This window comes from Paenibacillus sp. FSL M7-1046, from assembly GCF_038007405.1.
Taxonomy (GTDB): domain Bacteria; phylum Bacillota; class Bacilli; order Paenibacillales; family Paenibacillaceae; genus Paenibacillus_AQ.
The window spans coordinates 1003825-1021002 of sequence record NZ_JBBOXB010000001.1 but is presented as its reverse complement, the minus strand read 5'-3'; the positions used below and the strand labels follow the sequence as shown (position 1 = coordinate 1021002).

Annotated in this window: 14 protein-coding genes; 10 read left to right on the top strand and 4 right to left on the bottom strand. The window is 50.4% G+C overall.

From position 1 onward, the window contains the following. Positions 1–159 precede the first annotated feature (159 nt). The 4 genes from NYE29_RS04290 (at position 160) to NYE29_RS04275 (ending at position 1877) form a co-directional block, all read left to right on the top strand. Complete coding sequence (locus NYE29_RS04290) at positions 160–726, top strand: RNA polymerase sigma factor (protein WP_340894558.1); 567 nt, start codon at positions 160–162, stop codon at positions 724–726. Next, on the top strand, positions 726–1037 hold the full coding sequence (locus NYE29_RS04285; RefSeq protein ID WP_076113477.1) for a hypothetical protein: 312 nt from the start codon (positions 726–728) through the stop codon (positions 1035–1037). Before NYE29_RS04290 ends, NYE29_RS04285 begins: the two co-directional genes overlap by 1 nt. A gap of 64 nt (positions 1038–1101) precedes the next feature. Next, positions 1102–1485 (top strand): hypothetical protein, encoded by a 384-nt coding sequence (locus NYE29_RS04280; RefSeq protein WP_076113478.1) that lies wholly within the window; start codon positions 1102–1104, stop codon positions 1483–1485. Positions 1486–1490: 5 nt separating this feature from the next. After that, positions 1491–1877: a hypothetical protein gene (locus tag NYE29_RS04275; protein ID WP_340894557.1), complete on the top strand. Its 387-nt coding sequence runs from the start codon at positions 1491–1493 to the stop codon at positions 1875–1877. Positions 1878–1902: 25 nt separating this feature from the next. Here NYE29_RS04275 and NYE29_RS04270 read toward each other — a convergent pair whose 3' ends face one another. After that, the gene (locus NYE29_RS04270; RefSeq protein ID WP_340894555.1) at positions 1903–2910 is read right to left on the bottom strand and encodes a helix-turn-helix transcriptional regulator; all 1008 of its coding nucleotides are present in this window, start codon (positions 2908–2910) and stop codon (positions 1903–1905) included. 121 nt (positions 2911–3031) lie between these two features. Beyond that, on the bottom strand, positions 3032–3805 hold the full coding sequence (locus NYE29_RS04265) for a polysaccharide deacetylase family protein (protein WP_340899605.1): 774 nt from the start codon (positions 3803–3805) through the stop codon (positions 3032–3034). 195 nt (positions 3806–4000) lie between these two features. On the opposite strand from NYE29_RS04265, the gene NYE29_RS04260 reads away from it, so the two are divergent. The 3 genes from NYE29_RS04260 (at position 4001) to NYE29_RS04250 (ending at position 12150) form a co-directional block, all read left to right on the top strand. Further along, the gene (locus NYE29_RS04260; RefSeq protein ID WP_340894554.1) at positions 4001–5410 is read left to right on the top strand and encodes a deoxyguanosinetriphosphate triphosphohydrolase family protein; all 1410 of its coding nucleotides are present in this window, start codon (positions 4001–4003) and stop codon (positions 5408–5410) included. Positions 5411–5818: 408 nt separating this feature from the next. Then, on the top strand, positions 5819–10105 hold the full coding sequence (locus NYE29_RS04255; protein ID WP_340894552.1) for a glycosyl hydrolase: 4287 nt from the start codon (positions 5819–5821) through the stop codon (positions 10103–10105). 269 nt (positions 10106–10374) lie between these two features. Next, positions 10375–12150, top strand: coding sequence for a methyl-accepting chemotaxis protein (locus NYE29_RS04250; protein ID WP_076113483.1), 1776 nt, complete (start codon positions 10375–10377; stop codon positions 12148–12150). Positions 12151–12291: 141 nt separating this feature from the next. On the opposite strand, the gene NYE29_RS04245 is transcribed toward NYE29_RS04250, so the two are convergent. Continuing rightward, a complete protein-coding gene (locus NYE29_RS04245) occupies positions 12292–13248 on the bottom strand; it encodes a D-2-hydroxyacid dehydrogenase (RefSeq protein ID WP_340894551.1) in 957 nt (318 codons plus the stop codon). 117 nt (positions 13249–13365) lie between these two features. Between NYE29_RS04245 and thpR the strand changes: the two genes are divergently transcribed. The 3 genes from thpR (at position 13366) to NYE29_RS04230 (ending at position 15657) form a co-directional block, all read left to right on the top strand. Further along, complete coding sequence (thpR, locus tag NYE29_RS04240; protein WP_076113514.1) at positions 13366–13944, top strand: RNA 2',3'-cyclic phosphodiesterase; 579 nt, start codon at positions 13366–13368, stop codon at positions 13942–13944. An 82-nt stretch (positions 13945–14026) separates the two neighbouring features. Continuing rightward, the gene (locus tag NYE29_RS04235; protein ID WP_076113485.1) at positions 14027–14917 is read left to right on the top strand and encodes a cell wall hydrolase; all 891 of its coding nucleotides are present in this window, start codon (positions 14027–14029) and stop codon (positions 14915–14917) included. 56 nt (positions 14918–14973) lie between these two features. Beyond that, entirely contained in the window at positions 14974–15657 is a 684-nt protein-coding gene (locus tag NYE29_RS04230) for a metal-dependent hydrolase (RefSeq protein ID WP_340894548.1), read from the top strand. A 105-nt stretch (positions 15658–15762) separates the two neighbouring features. Here NYE29_RS04230 and NYE29_RS04225 read toward each other — a convergent pair whose 3' ends face one another. Further along, entirely contained in the window at positions 15763–16950 is a 1188-nt protein-coding gene (locus NYE29_RS04225; RefSeq protein ID WP_340894546.1) for an MGDG synthase family glycosyltransferase, read from the bottom strand. Positions 16951–17178: the final 228 nt, after the last annotated feature.

The window sequence follows — 17178 nt, the reverse complement described above, 5'->3', positions numbered from 1 at the left end:
CCGGTTTTGCCATCAAGCATCATGGTGAGACCGGAGGTTATTTACTATGATCATAGAGAGAACAGAACATTTGAGGACGGCTAATAAATGATTATGTGAAATTTCGAACAAAGCCTGGAGTTCATTCGTAATGTTAATTGAAAGGGTGGGCGGGGGCACATGATTACCGATAAACAACTCATTGAAGGGTGCCGGTCCGGCCGCCGTGAAATACTGGGACTGCTCGTCGACAGATACAAGGATGATTTGTACCGGTTTTGCCGCCACCTTACCCTGAATGCCCAGGATGCCGAGGACCTGTTTCAGGAGGTGTGGGTCCGGGTCATCCGCAAGCTGGAGAAATATGATTGTGAGCGTTCCTTTAAAGCCTGGCTGTTTCAGGTTACGGTCAATCTGCATAGGGACCGCTACCGCAGATGGAAAAAACTCCAGCATCGTTTTCTGGGTGAGGCGTCTTTCCAGGCGGATTTCCTGAACATCCGGGATTCGTCGCCTCTCACGGAAGAGGCCTTGCTGCGGAATGAACGGAACGCCGAGCTGGAGCAGGGGCTGCGTGCGTTATCCAAGCGGTATTTGGCGCCGCTGGTTCTCTATTATTACAACGAATTCAGCTATGAGGAGATTGCGGAGATGCTTGGCATTCCCGTGGGAACGGTCAAGTCAAGGCTCAATCAAGGGAAGAAGCTGCTGCAAACCTCCATGCAGCATGTAAAGGAGGAAACGTGATGAATGAAGAGGAAGTGCAGGATCAGCTGCTAAGCCAATATTTTAATGAACCGGCCCTGGCTCCTCCCCGGCTTGTTGCGGATACGCTCCGGAAAATAACGGCTGCAGAAAGATTGGGAAGAAGCATTATCGCTGTCGTGGTGATTCAAGTTATTGTGCTAATGCTGCTGGGAGCCTGCGTGCTGACGGGTCCTGTTCCTCTGCTGTGGAAGCTGGCCCTGCTGCTGGCCTTCGGTCTCATTCAGACATCCGCCGCCGCAGCGCTGCTGTTCTGCCTGTCCGGCAGATCGGGTGCAGCAGCCCGGGCATGACTTTTCAGGTATATGGGGCAGGCGGACACCAGACATCCGCATTATTCTCAAAGGAGGACGGCATATGAAGCGACATAAGCCGCTTGGCAAATTGCTTTTTTGGGTTCTTACAACCGGCTTCTTGCTTACTCTGGCTTTAATGGGATATTGGATGTTTCCCTATATGTCGGATGTCTTTAGCGAGGACCGTGGCTGGTTTTTGTTTATGGGGCTGGCCGTGCTGCTGCTCATTGGTTTGAATGGAGCTATAGCCGTATTCATCTACAGGGATGCTTCGCGTATGGGGATGAACACCTGGTTGTGGATGACTGCCGTAATCTATATTCCCAATTTAATCGGGCTGCTGATCTACTTTGTGGTCAGACAGCAGCATAAAAGAGACGGCAGCGTGAGTGCTAAAGAGGAATATTGCCCGCATTGCGGGCACATGATTAGAACCGGGGAGTGAATGAAATGAACAAAAAGTGGAGCCTGCTGATACTCGCAGTATTGACATTTGCTTTGCTGCTTACGGGCTGTGAAAAAAGGCTGATGTTTGTTGGATCAAGCAGTGGTAAACAAATTAAGGCATCCTATAAGCTGCTGTCAGGTACGGAAACAAAGACGCTGAAGCTCAAAGAAGGGGAAACTCTGCTGCTGGACTATACCTCCAAAGTGGATAAAGGCAAGCTGTCCATGAAGCTGTATGATCCCGATCATGAGCTTGTGAAAGAGCTTTCTACGAATGAGGCTGTAGAAGAGCAGGTGGAGATTAAAAAGGACGGTAAATACAAGCTGGAAATTGTCGGCACCGGGACCAGCGGAAGTTATAAAATTAAATATTCCACTGAAGCCGAGTAGGAATTACTGGCTGGCTGCTTTCCGCTTAAGTCTCGTAAATGACCCTTCCGGTATCGGTAAGGTCATAGCCGTGAATGGAGCTGAGTTCGTTCTTGAAAGCCGATGACCGTAAAATTTCGATGACTGTCCCGATCCATTGGTCATGCTCCGGCTTCTTGATCATTACAAGATCATAACGCTCCTGAATGAGCGGAATGAATTCAATGCCGTCAATAATCTTGGCGGCTTTTTCTGTGCCGATGCCGACGTCAGCCTCACCCCGTGCCACCATTCCGGCTACAGCCAAATGGCTGTTCTCTATAGTGTCATAACCGCTTAACTGGGCGGATTGGATACCGTGCAGGCGCAGCTGCTCGTCCAGCAGCACCCGCGCACCGGAGCCGCGCTCGCGGTTAATCAGCCGGAGGCCCTTCTGCTGGAGATCCGACCAGTCACGGATGTCCTTCGGATTGCCCTTTAGTACGTAAAATCCTGCACTTCGCGCCAGCATATGCACCACTACATAGGAGAAGCCGACAAGCAGCTTGCGGATATAGGGCAGGTTATATTCTCCTGTATCTCCGTCGAGCAGGTGGGTGCTGACAATGTCGGACTCCCCATGATACATCGCAATCAGGCTGTCCAGACTGCCGGCATAGGAACGAAGCGGCCGGGAGGAGGGCTGGCTGCGCTCCAGGTGGGTAGCCAGAATGTCCAGCGACATATCCTGCCCGGTAATGACCACATTGACTCCGGCGGATTTACCGGTAAACGCAGGCGGCTGGGAAAAGTGAAGCGGTGCTGTAAAAGTGGCTGGCGGCAGCGCAAAGGGAGTATGGGGCAGTGCGGCTGCATCGCCCGCAGGCAGACCGGCCGAAGCTCCGCTGCGCGAATTCTGCTTGTAGGCCTCCAGATCGGAGAGGTCGACACGCATTTGCTTACCGACACGGTAAGAGGGCAGCTCGCCCTTTTTGATCAAATCATAAACCTTCAGCTTGGATATCTTCAATAACCGGGCGATTTCCTCGGTAGTATAGGAAGTGTTCTCAGACATGGATAAAGCCTCCTAAAGGATGGACTGCAGCAGCGATCATAAAGTCATAATAATAGCTCAAGACTACCTCATTTTGAGGTCAATCGCAATTAAAGAGCCACGGAAAGGCCGGCAAAAGTATTCAAAAAGCAAGATGTCGGCCATGCTTCACCTGCTGTGCATCGGATAATTCAATCAGTTCGGAAACGGTTACGAACCGGAAGCCCCGTTTTGCAAGCTCAGGCAGGATGATTTTGAGCGCTTCACCCGTCTGCGACTGTCCGTGTACATAATCATGGAACAGTACGATATCGCCGTTTTTTACATTGCGGATGACTTTGCTGTAGATACTCCATACACCAGGACGGTTCCAGTCGCGGGTATCCTGATGCCAGGACCACAGCACCGGCTTCAGGCCCATATTGTTGGATACATCAATCAGCGTATCATCGTACATGCCGCCAGGCGGTCTGAACAGGCTGCTGTGCTTGCCTGAGATCTTTACGATTTCCTTTTCGGTCAACTCCAGCTCTTGCAGAATCTGCTGCTCGGAAATAGGCTTCTTGAAATACACATGGTTGTAAGTATGGTTAGCCAGTTCATGCCCCTCGGCAATCACTTGCTTGGCTACTTCGGGATAGGCGGCGATTTTTTTGCCGATAGCAAAAAAGGTGCATTTGGCATTGTATTTATGCAGCACATCCAGAATCTGAGTGGTCTCGGAAGGATCGGGTCCGTCGTCGAAGGTCAGTGCTATTACTTTTTGACTGGTGGGAACCTCCCAGATCATGTCCCCGCGCTGCTCATAATAATAGCGTTTTTTAATATTTGGACTGGCTAGCGCGCTGTTAGTAAGCCCAAGCAGAAGCATGAATGCTGTTATTGTGGTATAGGTTATTCTGCAGCCTGTTTTCATAAGATTCACCTTTCACTCCATACATGACCCGTGGCAAAGGAACCGGGTTATTTTGCTTTAGAATGCTCCATGCACCTTACAAACTATTCACTGCGGCCGGGCAGTTGCTCAACTTTCTATTTTAGAGTGAAAGTTCTGCCGAAAATGACTTATAATGAAGTACTAAATACAGATCAATGGATAGGGGCAGCGGATATGACACTTATTGAGAAAAGAGAGCATCGGCAATATCCGGAGATTACCCGACTGGAAACCTCTAGAGCCGCATATGAACGCGATTATTCGCGCCTGATTCATTCGCCGACTTTTCGCCGGCTGCAAGGCAAATCACAGGTGTTCGGCGCCGGAACCGGCGATTATTACCGCACGCGCCTGACTCATTCACTGGAAGTGGCGCAAATTGCCCGTGAAGCCGCCAAGAGCCTGTTGCGCTCTTACCCGGAGGTGGAAACAGGGCAGGCGGACAACCCGGGTCTTGTAATCGATCCCGAAGTGGTGGAATGTGCAGCCATCGCGCATGATTTCGGCCACCCGCCATTCGGCCACAAAGGGGAAGAAGTGCTCGATAATATTTTGGAGCAGCTTGTGGTCAAAAAGACTGAGGAGGAAGCGCTGAAATCCGGCGCGGGTCCGCTGCAGAAGCAGACGATCCACGAAAATCTGAAACGGCAATATGAGCATTTTGAGGGCAATGCCCATAATTTCCGGCTGATCATGTTTCTGGAGAAGCGCGAGAACATCGACGGCCTGAACCTTTCCGACGCAGTGCTGCTGGGTATCAACAAGTATCCTTTTCCCGGCACGGTACTCAAGAAAGGCATGTATCTTCATGAATGGGATTATATCAGGGAAGTCCGTAAGGAATGGGGGGTGCCGGAAGGCAAGAAGACGCTGGAAGCCCAGCTTATGGACCTCTGCGACGACATCGCCTATTCCGCCCATGATTTGGAGGATGGCATAAAGGCCGGCAAGATCGAGGTCCATGAGCACTTTATGCATGATGCCTATATCCAGCGGCTGATCGTCGAGAAGATTACCACGCTGGAGGATTTGTTCTGGGAAGGCTGGAAGTCGGAGGCTATTCATGCCAAAGTTGAAGAGGTGCTGAGCTCATTCCTGCGGGTATGGATGGAGAAAATGCCGACCTGCGAAAATGATTACTCCCGCACCCGGCGTGAGGTTAAAGCCTACTGGGTCAGCACCTTTGTCGCCAGCTTAGGCGTGATTCATGACGGAGACTGGAAGAAGGTCACCTTTATCAAGGAGGGCAAAGAGGATGAGGACATGCTGCGGACGGTCAGCGTGCTCAAAAGCTTCGCCTGGGTCACGATGATTCGCGACCTGCGTGTGCAGCGGCTGCAGAAACGCAGCGAGTGGATTTTGCGGCGGCTTTGGGGCGCATTCCTCGATCCTGAAACGTCGAAGGCGATTATTCCGAGCGACTGGCTGCAGCGCTTTGAGAAGGATCAGCGGTCGCAGAGGCCGATCTGGACGTGGGAGCATATGGTGATTGATTATATTGCCGGAATGACAGATGCTTTTGCTGAGAAAATCTACAATGAGCTTTATGGTCTGAAGGTCGGTTCTATTTACGATCTGGACTAGGACAGGCAAAGCTTGGATAAGAAGTTAAGAACGCTACCTTTTTAACACAAACAGGGCTCTCCAGAGAGCCCTGTTTGTGCGTTTTCTGGTCTTTGCTTTTGATTTATGGTCCCTGTTTTAGAATTCTGGTCTTTCGTTGCTGTGTATTGTTATTGTTTTGTTATTATATATTTGGTGATAATACGAATGAGTGGAGTTGAATTTTAATTTCTAGAACACCTAATCAATCCTTTTTAATTAAGGGGTTTTTGGTTTTTTGGTGCGAGAAAAGTTTTAACTTCGAAGAATAAAGGTTAGATTTAATGTATTTATTTTATTTTGTTATTGTTTATTTATTATAATGATGCTAATATTACCGGGGAGTTATCATTATTATTGAAAGCCCTTACACAAAAGGAGGATGAAGTCTTGAAGAAGTTTAAGAAGAGTTTCCTGCTGTTTCTTACGGCGCTCATGATGTTTTCGATGGCTGTACCTGCACTGGCCGGCAGTGCCCGCAAGGAAAAACTTGCAACCCACTGGGCCAAAGAGAGCATCGCGAAATGGCAGGGGAATGGAGTGCTGCAAGGATATCCGGACGGCAGCTTTAAGCCCGATAACAATGTTACCCGCGCTGAGCTGACGAGTATTATTAACAAGCTTTTCGGATTTAGTGCCCTGCCCGAATCCAATTTCTCGGATGTGCCGGCAGGCGCATGGTATGCCAAAAATCTGGCTGTAGCGAAGCAGGCCGGTTATTATAAAGGCTTCCCGGACAATAAAGCGAAAGCGGATACAAAGTTGACCCGCCAGGATACTGCTGTATTGCTTGCTTCGGTCTTTTCGCTTACACCGGGCAACAGCGCTGCTGCTCTTGCTTTTACGGATAGTTCCGGCATCAGCCTGTATGCGAATGAGGCGATCCAGGCGCTGCAGGGTACTTTGAACGGTTATCCGGACGGATCCTTCCGGCCTGACCGCCTTATCACAAGAGCAGAAGTGCTCAGCATTGTCGACAGGCTGGTCAGCCGCTACTATCACGAGGCTGGAACTGTTGCCGGGGGCGAGATTCAGGGCAATGTTCTGATCAACCGCAGCGGAGTACTGCTAAAGGATGCCCGTATCTCGGGGAATCTGTATTTGGCCCCTGGCATTGAGAGCGGAGAAGCCGCTCTGGAGAATGTAACTGTTCAAGGCGCGGTTTATATTTCCGGTGGTGAGAATTCGATTCATTTCAACAACTCCAAGCTGGCGTCGGTCAACCTGAACCGTCCGGGCGGGAAAATCGGCATCATTGCTGAAGGCCATACAACGATTGGTCAGCTGGCTATTGAAAGCGCTGCAATTCTTGAGCTGGGCGCAGAAGCGGAGATTGCTGAGGTTGTCATCGGCAGCGGCGCTTCCGGTACGGCGGTAACAGGCAAGGGGACGATCAGCAAGCTTGATGTTCGTGCTTCTTCTGTCAGTTTTAACGGACAAGCTTTGACGAATGGAACCTTCTCTGTAAGAAATGGCGGATTTACGACCTCTGGCAGTACAACAAACGGAACCACCACCGGAACCACATCCGGCTCTAATGGTTCAGGCAGCACCGGAGGAATAGGGACGCCTGCCGTTACCGTCAACATTGCTGACCCGGCTGCATCCGCCGCAACGAAATCCCTGTTCGCTTATCTGGATGAAACCAGCGGCAAACAGATTATGTTCGGGCATCAGCATGATACGACTGTATCTTTTGCCGGCAAGGATAAAGCAGGAAATGTAATCTCGGATGTGTACAGCTCGGTAGGCGATTATCCGGCTGTGTTTGGCTGGGATACGCTCAGTCTGGACGGATACGAAGCTCCTCCCGGAGTCAGCGGGAATCATGAAGCCAGCAGGCTGGGTCTCAACGCTGCGATGAAGCAGGCGCATAAGCTGGGCGGCATCTTGACGCTGAGTACGCATCCTTATAATTTTGTGACTGGCGGCAGCTTTAATGATACGGGCAATTCCCCGGGGGCAACCTCATCGGTAGTGGCGCGTATTCTGCCGGGCGGTGATAAGAACAGCGGGTTTAACACCTATCTCGACCGGATTGCCGACTTCGCGAGCAATCTCAAAGATGACGACGGCAACCTGATTCCGGTGTTGTTCCGTCCGTTCCATGAGCAGAATGGAGGCTGGTTCTGGTGGGGGGCAGCAACGACTACCAAAAGCGAATATGCAGAGCTGTACCGATACACTGTTGAATATCTGCGGGACATTAAGGGAGTCCACAACTTCCTGTATGTATTTTCCCCGAATGGTCCGTTTAACGGCAACGAAAGTGAATATCTGACGACTTATCCGGGCGATCAATATGTGGATATTCTCGGTATGGACCAATATGACAATAAGGACAACGCAGGTTCCGAGTCTTTCCTGAATGGCCTTGTGAAAGATTTGAAGATGATTTCCGGTCTGGCTCAAGATAAGGGTAAGATTGTGACCCTCTCGGAATACGGATACAGCGCCGCAGGAATGAAAACAACGGGAAATAATGAGCTGCAGTGGTTTACGAAGTTATTGAACGCCATCAAGGCGGATCCGGATGCGGCGAAGATTTCCTACATGCTGACCTGGGCCAACTTTGGCGAAGGCAATAATCTGTATGTTCCTTACAAGAATGTTCCGAATAAAGACGATCACGAGCTTCTTCCGGATTTTGTGAATTTCTATAATGATGCTGCTACTGCCTTTGCGGGGGATGTGAAGGATGACAACAAGTATTCCCGCGCGGTCAATGCTGCAGTGAAAGAACCGTTCCTGCATATCGTTACACCGAATAATGTCGGTACGGTAACTGAAGGCGCGACAGTCATCCGTTCGAAAACGGCAAATTTCACACCGGTTAAGGTCACTTATACAATCGGAAAGTCCACAGTTGAACAAGAAATGACACTGGGAGCGGACGGCTATTACGCTGCGGTCTGGCAGCCGGATTCCAGCTTGAACGGCAGTTCCACCGACATTACGGTAAAAGCTTATGGACCGGGTGACACACTGCTTACGCAAAGCATCTCCGTATTTGTGAAGATCGGCGAGGTACCGGTTAAAGAGATCAAGTTCAACACGGCTGACGATCTCCAGCTCATCCAGAACAATGGCAGCTGGTCCGGTCTGGCCGGAAACGGCGAGACGATCAAGACGGAGTTCAAGCATGCGGCTCTGGACGGAGACGGAAAGCTGAATCTGAATATCTCGGAAGGATTGGCCTCCGGGGATACCTGGCAGGAGCTGAAGCTGCAGCTTACATCTGCGGCACTGGACGGGGTAGACCTGGCCAAAGTGGGCCGTGTGAAATTCAATCTGCTGATTCCCGAATCTGCCCAGAATGAAACCGGAAATGCCGCTATCCGCGGCGTCGTTCAACTTCCGGAAGATTGGAATACCAAGTACGGCATGGATTCCAGTTATAAAACGTTATCCAGCCTGGAAAAAGTAACGGTGGACGGCTCGTCATACTACAGGTTTGCTGCCTCCATTGACTTGGATAATGCCGAGAAGTCTGCAGCGGCAACCGGTCTGGCCATTTCCATTGTAGGGAGCGGACTGGTCTCTGAAGGAGCTCTGCCTATTTATGTTGATGATATCAGCCTTTACAATACCTACCGCGCGCCGGTGGCAGACCATGCGCTGGTGGATGATTATGAATCCTACGGTGCAAGCGATGATGCACTTGCGGCAAAATACCCTAAAGCTGGCGGCGACGATGTCAGCGTAGCCTTAAGTGCGGACCTTGAAAATTCCGGGGGATATGGATTGAAAATGCACTATAGCATTGATAGTGCCGGTTATACAGGAATCGGTAAGAACCTTGGTTCCCTGGATTGGTCCGCTTACAACGCGGTCAGTCTGTGGGTTGCTTCCGACGGCAGCAGCTCTTACGCGGAAAAGGAAGAGCCGCTCAAGCTGGTTGTCCAGCTGGTCATTGACGGCGGATATTTCGAAGCCTATCCCGTGATTACTCCGGATCAGAACGGGCAGGTTGTGCTAAGCCTGAAGAAATTGACCGAAATGAGCTGGGGTAAAGCCGGTGCGCTCACAGAGGAAAGACTGAAGCAGGTGCAAAACTTCAATCTGTATGTGAACGCTATGGATGGGCAGTCCCATGAAGGTGTTCTATACTTTGATGATATTAAAGCGGTATATGACCCGGCACTTCCGGATATGTCAGGCGGGACTGGCGGACAGCCGGATGCGCATGCACCTGGAGTTCTGTACCAGTTCACAAGCGCTGAAGATATCACAGGCTGGGTGACGGCAAATGATGATCAAGCGGGCGCCAAAGCTCCGGAATTTTCGGAGGAGGAGCAGGCGGTGGGGGTTCAGTTCGATCAGGTTGATAACGGCTCCTTTGAACTCGCTGTAGATCCGGTGAAGCTGAATATTGCGGGTCTCCATACGATAAACGCAAAGGTCAAACTGTCGGGCGGCGCGGCTAAAGCGCGCCTGTTCATCAAGACAGGAGCTGGCTGGGTATGGTCAGACAGCGGAGCGCCCTTAACAGTGGACTCCAGCGGGTATACAACTTTGAGCATTTCGTTGCCGTCCGCCGCTGAAGCAGAAGGGGTTGACCTGACTGCCGTAAAGACGATCGGCATCAAGCTTGAAGGGATCACAAACGGCGAAGGAACAGCGAAGTTGTATCTGCAGGAAGTGACGCTTGCCGCAGCCGGGTCGGATATTGATTAACCGGTTTCAAATGAATAAGGCTAAAGACTCAAGGTGAAAGCCCGCAGACTCAGTGCGTTGCAGAAGACCCGAAGCCCCTATGCGGTGTGCTTTGGGTCTTTTGGTATGTTCTAAAGAGTATGCAATGAATATCTTACATTATATAAAATTCTTATTTCAATCTGCCGAAATATAAGGTAGATCTGTTTGTTTGCCCATTCTTGAAAATGAAATGTAACAGAATGGAATTACATGTAAGGTTTTCGGAAAAGTTTGAGGAGGATGCGCAAATGAGAAAGGATCTGGGACTTAAGGGATCTGTAAACAAATTCGTTAATGGGACATTGAAGGGGGTAACATCCAAGGGGAAGCAAAGCATCGGCTTCAAAATAGCTTCCGGGTACGTTGTTTTGGCTTTGCTGGTCTTGATTATCGGAGGAACCTCTCTCTATTTAATGAACGGTATGCAAAAGAATACCGGAAATATTGTTGAACAAATGGTCCCTGCTCTGGAAGAAATACATAATGTCAATTATTACACCGAACATATCATGGCGGTCAGTATGCAGCATATTTTAAGCACCGATGCTGCACAGAAAAAGAAGCTGGAAACGGAACGTGACCAATTTATCCGTAAAGTTGCTGAATCTATGAACAACTATAGAAATACGCTGCGGGACAAGGAGCAGAAGGAGCTGCTGCAGTCGCTGAGTCATAAATGGGATGAATTTATGACTATTAACAACCAGGCGATCAAGCAGAGTGGCTCAGGCGACGAAGAACTGGCACTGGAGGTCTCGCAAAAAGGAATTACGGCGTTTAATTCGATGCAGACCGATATGGATGCTCTGGTTGATCTCAGCCAGAAAGCCGCGTCTGAAGAGGGCGAGCGTTCCGTTGAGATTTTTCATACTTCCATTATTGTGAATCTGATTACTGTAGTGGTAGTGCTGGTTGTGATCGGTCTGATTAATATGGTTATCCGGCGCACAATCATCAATCCGCTGAAGCAGGTAACCGTTCATTTGCAACAAATATCAGGCGGTGATTTGACGTCAGAGGATACCTTGCTTGCAAATCAGGATGAAATCGGTTTGCTTGCCAGGACGGTAAACGATACGAACCGGACATTGCTGGAGATTGTGAATCAGATCCGTAGTGTTTCCAGTATTATCGCGAGGCAGGGGGATGAGCTGGTCCGCAATATTTCCGATACAAAGGAGGGCAGCCAGCAGATTGCCCTTACTATGGAGGAGTTGGCCAAAGCTTCTGGAAGCCAGGCGGAGGCAGCTGTAGAAGCATCCAAAGCGATAGAGGATCTGAATATGCTGATTGAGGCTTTTGCAGTCAAAGGTACGGATCTGTCGCTTCATTCCGGGCAGGTGCGGACAAAGGGTGACAGAGGCAAACAATTAATGGAGAGCTCAGTGGCACAAATGGGGCAAATCGCCGAAGCCGTATCACAATCCATGGAAACGGTGGAGGAGCTGAACCGCAAGAATGAGGGAATCTTCCGGCTGGTTGGCTCGATCCGCAGCATTTCCGAACAGACGCATCTTCTGGCAATCAACGCTGCGATTGAAGCAGCCAGAGCCGGAGACAGCGGGCGCGGATTTGCGGTTGTGGCGCAAGAGGTACGGAAGCTTTCGGAGGATGTGCAGCGGACGGTATCGGAAATTACCGGGATTACGCAAGGCATTCAGCTGGACTCCAAAGAGGTGGTCGAACATTTGCGCATGGGGGTCATGAGGACAGAAGAAGGCAGCCGGCAAATTGCTGAGACAGGCGAAGCTTTGGATGACATCAACAAATCGGTGCATGTTATGTCCGGCACCATTGAAGAGATGGGCGGTAATCTTCAGCAGATGACCGCAGCAAGCGAAACGATGAACGAGTTCAGCCAGCATATTTCAGCGCTTGCCCAGCAATCGGCGGCAGGTGTGGAGGAAACCTCAGCTTCGGCCCACGAGCAGCTCAGCGCCACCAATGAAGTTGCAGCTGGCATAGGGCAACTGAAAACACTGCTGACCGAGCTTAGTGAATCGGTAACGCGCTTTCAGGTATAAGAAGACAGCCTCTCGCGGGTTCATTTACGCAAGGAGTAAATGTGCCTGTGAGGGGCTGTTTTTGCTTGTATTTATTATAAACGTGACGGTAGAAGGTTAACTGCACGCTGTTTGGCTGCCAGTCAATAGAGTGAGCTGCCGTCAGTACTGGCGGCTATAGTTAACCCTATTGCGCGAAGGGGCGCCATCTTGCAGATAGGACTGCAGGTTGTCTGTGAAAATATCAACAACGCGGTCGGCATACCGGTCTGTTGTGCCGGCACAATGCGGGGTAATCACCACCTGCTCCATTCCCCATAGCGGATGATCCTGCGGCAGGGGTTCGGTCTCAAAGACATCCAGCCCCGCTCCGGCCAATTGGCCGCTCTTCAGCGCGGCCATCAAGTCTTCGGTATGGGTGGTGGCTCCCCGGCCGATGTTGATATAATAAGTGCCTTGCTTGCACTTGGAGAAGATTTCCGCATTAAACAACCCATGTGTTTCGTCGGTGAGTGGCAGCGTGTTGATTACGAAATCGCCTTGGCGGACTGCGTCAGGCAGCTCGTCAGTGGTGTAGACCTGATCAAAATCGGCAACCGGTTTACCGGAACGGCTTATGCCGATGGTCTTCATCCGGAAAGCCTTGGCGATTCTTGCCGTTTCACTGCCGATGGAGCCGGTGCCGGCAATGACGGCTGTTTTGCCGGTTAATTCACTTTCATTGCCTTCCGAATGCCAGCGGCGGTTCTGCTGGTTGCGTACGGCTGTATGCAAATTACGGGTGAAGAGCAGCATAAAGCCAAAGATTACAGCTGTGATCGGCTCGGCGTGAACGCCACTGGCGTTCGTGAGCAGGATTCCGCGCTCCTCCAAACGATCAAGCGGGAGTTTCTCTACACCTGCCGACCAGGTCTGAACCCAACGCAGCGGTGAATCCGGCCGCAGCAGCGTGTCGCTGATGCCCTTGCCCCAGCCGATTACAATTTCTGCATTGGCTAGAAGCTCCAAATCCGGATTTTTGGCGTTTCCCAGTGTGAGGGTATAACCTGGGGCGGCATCGAGAATGAGCTTCTGCTGCTGGGATGTAAGGGGCTGTAAACAAACAATGGATTTCGTCATGATGGTTCCCTCCCGTTATACTTTTTTATAGGATTGGCTGATAATGTATAGAATAAGGATAACAAATCTGTCTGGAAAGGTGAAATTTTTATGGAGCGTAATAGGTCCGAGCGAGATATGGAGCGCTTGTTTATTGCCGTAAAAGTCCCTTCAAACCTGAGTGAATTATTGGAAAAAGAGTCTGAAAAATGCTCCGCAAAGCTGAAATTTGCAAAATGGACACATTCTGAAGATTATCATATTACCCTGCAGTTTCTCGGTGACACACCCAGAAAAGAAATTCCTGCACTTCTCAAAGCGCTCGAGGAAATATCCGGAAAGAGCAAGCCGTTTCGATTAAGCTTGGAGAACTGGGGGACTTTTGGTCTTCCGCATGCGCCTAAGGTGCTCTGGGCAGGGGTTTCCGGCGAGCTTGCGAGACTTGCGGAACTGCAGCGGGACGTGGTTAATGCGACTTCTGGCTTGGGTTTTAAAGCCGAGACAAGGGAGTATAATCCCCATATTACCCTGGCCCGGAAATACCGGGGTGAGCAGCCCTTCAGCGCCGAAGAGCTGCCGGATTTACGCCACTGTGGAGGAGAAAAGGAGAACAATTGTTCGGAAAAGGACTGGACGGTAGATGCTTTTGTGGTGTATGCTACTAGAATGCATGCCATTCCTATGTATGAAATGATTGAAAAATTGACATTTTTCTAAATTAAAATCGACAAGAAAGTTTTCAAAGCTTCCATTTTCGGTTACATACAATAGGAATGTGCCGTAAAATAGGAGGTGAAAAATGGTTATTTTTAAACAAAATCGCTGTATTGCGCTGCTCGTTGGCGTTATTCTAGTGTGTTTCTCTTCAATAAGCCTGATGAACTCCGAGCGTGTATCAGAGGGCAAAAATACAGTACCAATGAATAAATTACAGACAACCCATGCATCTGCCGCATCTGTCCTGTCGCATCCTGCCACAACCGGTGTCAAGAGGATAACCGAATCACCCAAACCCATGCTCTACACCACAGTTGCCGATCTGAGGCTTAACTGGAACAGCAAGCCAGCCGTGAATTGGTTCACTCCCGATAAGCTGAAGCCGCAAAGCGCAGCCAAGAAGGTAACCATTCAGACTAAGGCCACTGTGGTGAAGGCACCGCCGGCAACAGCGCAGAAAGCGCTCGGACAGGCGGCAGCCAAGGGGAGCCAGACCGTAAAACAAGCGAAAACGGCATCTCAGCAACATCCCCCCGCTAAATTGTTCTTCTCCCGGACGCAGTTATTAAGCCAGGAACAGCAAGCGCAAGCAACCTGGAGCTACGCCGTATCCGATGAAGACCTGCTACTGCTGCAAAAAATCGTTATGGCAGAAGCAGAAGGCGAACCGTACCAGGGCAAGGTGGCAGTTGCCAACGTTGTTCTGAACCGGCTGCGGTCAGCCAATTTTCCCGACACCATTTACAAGGTCATTTATCAGAAAAGCCAGTTCAGTCCTGTGGCAAACGGGCGTCTTAAACGTGTCAAACCTAATAAGGACAGCATTAAAGCGGTAAATGCTGCGCTCTCTGGAGTTAAAGAGGTGACGGATGATACGTATTTCTTCTTGTCGCTGAAGCTGGCACAGGATTTGACGGTCCACCATTCGCAGGAGTACGCTAAGACCATCGGCAATCATACCTTTTATAAATAATTTGGTTTCAATGAACTAGAAGCATAATTCCGCAAAACTTTTAGGAGGATCACTCTATGAAAATCACCTATTATGGTCATTCGGCGCTGCTTGTTGAGACGGAGGAAGCCAAAGTTATTATTGATCCTTTTTTGTCGGGAAATCCGAATTCGGGGATCTCACCCGATGAGCTTTCGGTCGATGCGGTTCTGCTCACCCACGGACATTCCGATCATTTTGGAGATGCGCTGGAGATTGCCGCGAAGAACGACTGTCCGATCTTTGCTGTCTATGAACTGGCAGAATATTGCCGCATCAAAGGTGCGCAGGTCAGACACATGAATACCGGCGGCAGCCATTCCTATAAAGGAGTTACCGTGAAATATACCCAGGCCTTTCATTCCTCCTCCATTACAGAAGGGGATACCTGGATATATGCCGGACAACCGGCGGGCATTCTGCTGACCATCGGAGGCAAAACCTTATTTCATGCCGGAGATACGGCATTGTTCGGAGATATGCGTCTGATCGGAGAACGAAACGCAATTGATATAGCGGCGCTGCCTATCGGGGACATGCTTACGATGGGGCCTGACGATGCGCTGCTGGCAGCAAGATGGCTTCGTGCGGATAAAGTAATTCCGCTGCATTACAATACATTTCCGGCGATTGCCCAGGATGGCGCAGAGTTCTGTGACCGGCTGCGGCAGGAGGGGATTCAGGGCTATCCGCTGCATGCAGGGGAAAGTGTGGAGATCTAAACTCCCGCTGACGGTATAATAAAAGAACCTCCAATCCATACTTTGATGGATTGGAGGTTCTTTTGGCTTTGCAGTTCAGGCAGAACTGGCGGCAAACATTCGAGCTTAAGGGGTAATATAGACGGCCTCTTCATTGCGGGCCGGTGTCCGCGCTCCCCGCAAATCGGTTTTTCCGTCAGCCGGTTTGCCCAGCAGCTGCAGTACCGTAGAGGCGCAATTATGCGGTTGCTGGCGCTCTGGAGCCAGCCGGCGCTTCCGTTGCTCCTCCAGTCCGGCATATTCACGCAGCAGGAGGGAGAACCATTTGTCCACGACATTCGAATCCAGCACCTCGGCCAAGCCAAGCTCCACGAAATACTGGCAATTCTTCTCTTCCTGGCCGGGAATGGCGCTGTAGAAGAGCATCGGTATTCCTTTGGCCTGGCCTTCCGTGCAGGTCATTCCACCGGGCTTCGTAATCAGCAGATCGGAGGCGTCCATCAGCTTATTGATTTCACTGCTGTAACCAAGTATCCTCACGTTGGGATGGTTTAGCAGGGGATTGGCCTGCATCTTGGCCACAAGCTTGTCGTTGCTGCCCATGCAGAAGATCAGCTGGATATCATCCATTCGGGCCGTGAGCGAGTCCATAACATCCTTGCCGAACATGAGTCCCCAGCCTCCGCCCATAATGAGCACGGTAGGAATATCGGCGAGCCCGAGTTCCTTGCGGAGCTGGGTCTTGTTGGAACGCTCCCAGAACTTCGGATGCACCGGTATGCCGGTGACCGTCACAAGCTCGGGAGATACCCCGCGGCCGGTCAGAATTGATTTTACCCGCGGAGTAGAGACTAGATACCGGTCAGCTTCAGCGTTGACCCAGGTGGCGTGTGCGTCATAATCTGTTATGAGTGTAAAGAGCGGGACATTCAACCCCTGCCGCTTCAACCTCGAAATAACGGCTGCGGGAATGGGATGTGTGCAAATAATTAAATCCGGCTTAAGCTGCTCGATAACCTGTAAGGCATGTGTATAAAAAACCCGGTGAAGCGCCAGCTTCGTCAACCGGTTCAGTGATTTATTGTATTGGGTCTTATACATCATGCCAACCAGCTTGGGCTGGCTGCTGACTGTTTTACGGTAAGCGGAAAGAATCCAAGGAGCGACCGTAGGGTTCAGGAATTTTCCCAGCTCGATGACCCGGCATTGTACATCCGGATTCAACAGCTTTATTCCTTCGGCGAGAGCATAGGCTGCCCCTGTATGGCCCGTACCGAAGCCTTCCGAAAACAGCAGTACTCTTTTCTTTCGCATAAGTTCACCTGCTACTTTCCTTCATAGGTAGAATTGCGGGTTCTCTTCTTTGGCGGATTGGAGATACCTCTATATAATCATCTCTTCTATTATACAGCGAAATTAGCTGTTAATCTCATAATATAAGACTATGTGTGTCCGGCCATTCTATTCTTCCATTTCCCGCAGGGAAACCGCCCTTTTTCAAAGACGAGACAGACGTTTCTTCTTACATTATACAGATAAGAC

What these genes read in the sequence shown, in the direction of transcription:
- NYE29_RS04290 (WP_340894558.1), top strand. Translation starts at nt 160, where the DNA reads ATGATTACCGATAAACAACTCATTGAAGGGTGCCGGTCCGGCCGCCGT.
- NYE29_RS04285 (WP_076113477.1), top strand. Translation starts at nt 726, where the DNA reads ATGAATGAAGAGGAAGTGCAGGATCAGCTGCTAAGCCAATATTTTAAT.
- NYE29_RS04280 (WP_076113478.1), top strand. Translation starts at nt 1,102, where the DNA reads ATGAAGCGACATAAGCCGCTTGGCAAATTGCTTTTTTGGGTTCTTACA.
- NYE29_RS04275 (WP_340894557.1), top strand. Translation starts at nt 1,491, where the DNA reads ATGAACAAAAAGTGGAGCCTGCTGATACTCGCAGTATTGACATTTGCT.
- NYE29_RS04270 (WP_340894555.1), bottom strand. Translation starts at nt 2,910, where the DNA reads ATGTCTGAGAACACTTCCTATACTACCGAGGAAATCGCCCGGTTATTG.
- NYE29_RS04265 (WP_340899605.1), bottom strand. Translation starts at nt 3,805, where the DNA reads ATGAAAACAGGCTGCAGAATAACCTATACCACAATAACAGCATTCATG.
- NYE29_RS04260 (WP_340894554.1), top strand. Translation starts at nt 4,001, where the DNA reads ATGACACTTATTGAGAAAAGAGAGCATCGGCAATATCCGGAGATTACC.
- NYE29_RS04250 (WP_076113483.1), top strand. Translation starts at nt 10,375, where the DNA reads ATGAGAAAGGATCTGGGACTTAAGGGATCTGTAAACAAATTCGTTAAT.
- NYE29_RS04245 (WP_340894551.1), bottom strand. Translation starts at nt 13,248, where the DNA reads ATGACGAAATCCATTGTTTGTTTACAGCCCCTTACATCCCAGCAGCAG.
- thpR (WP_076113514.1), top strand. Translation starts at nt 13,366, where the DNA reads ATGGAGCGCTTGTTTATTGCCGTAAAAGTCCCTTCAAACCTGAGTGAA.
- NYE29_RS04235 (WP_076113485.1), top strand. Translation starts at nt 14,027, where the DNA reads ATGGTTATTTTTAAACAAAATCGCTGTATTGCGCTGCTCGTTGGCGTT.
- NYE29_RS04230 (WP_340894548.1), top strand. Translation starts at nt 14,974, where the DNA reads ATGAAAATCACCTATTATGGTCATTCGGCGCTGCTTGTTGAGACGGAG.
- NYE29_RS04225 (WP_340894546.1), bottom strand. Translation starts at nt 16,950, where the DNA reads ATGCGAAAGAAAAGAGTACTGCTGTTTTCGGAAGGCTTCGGTACGGGC.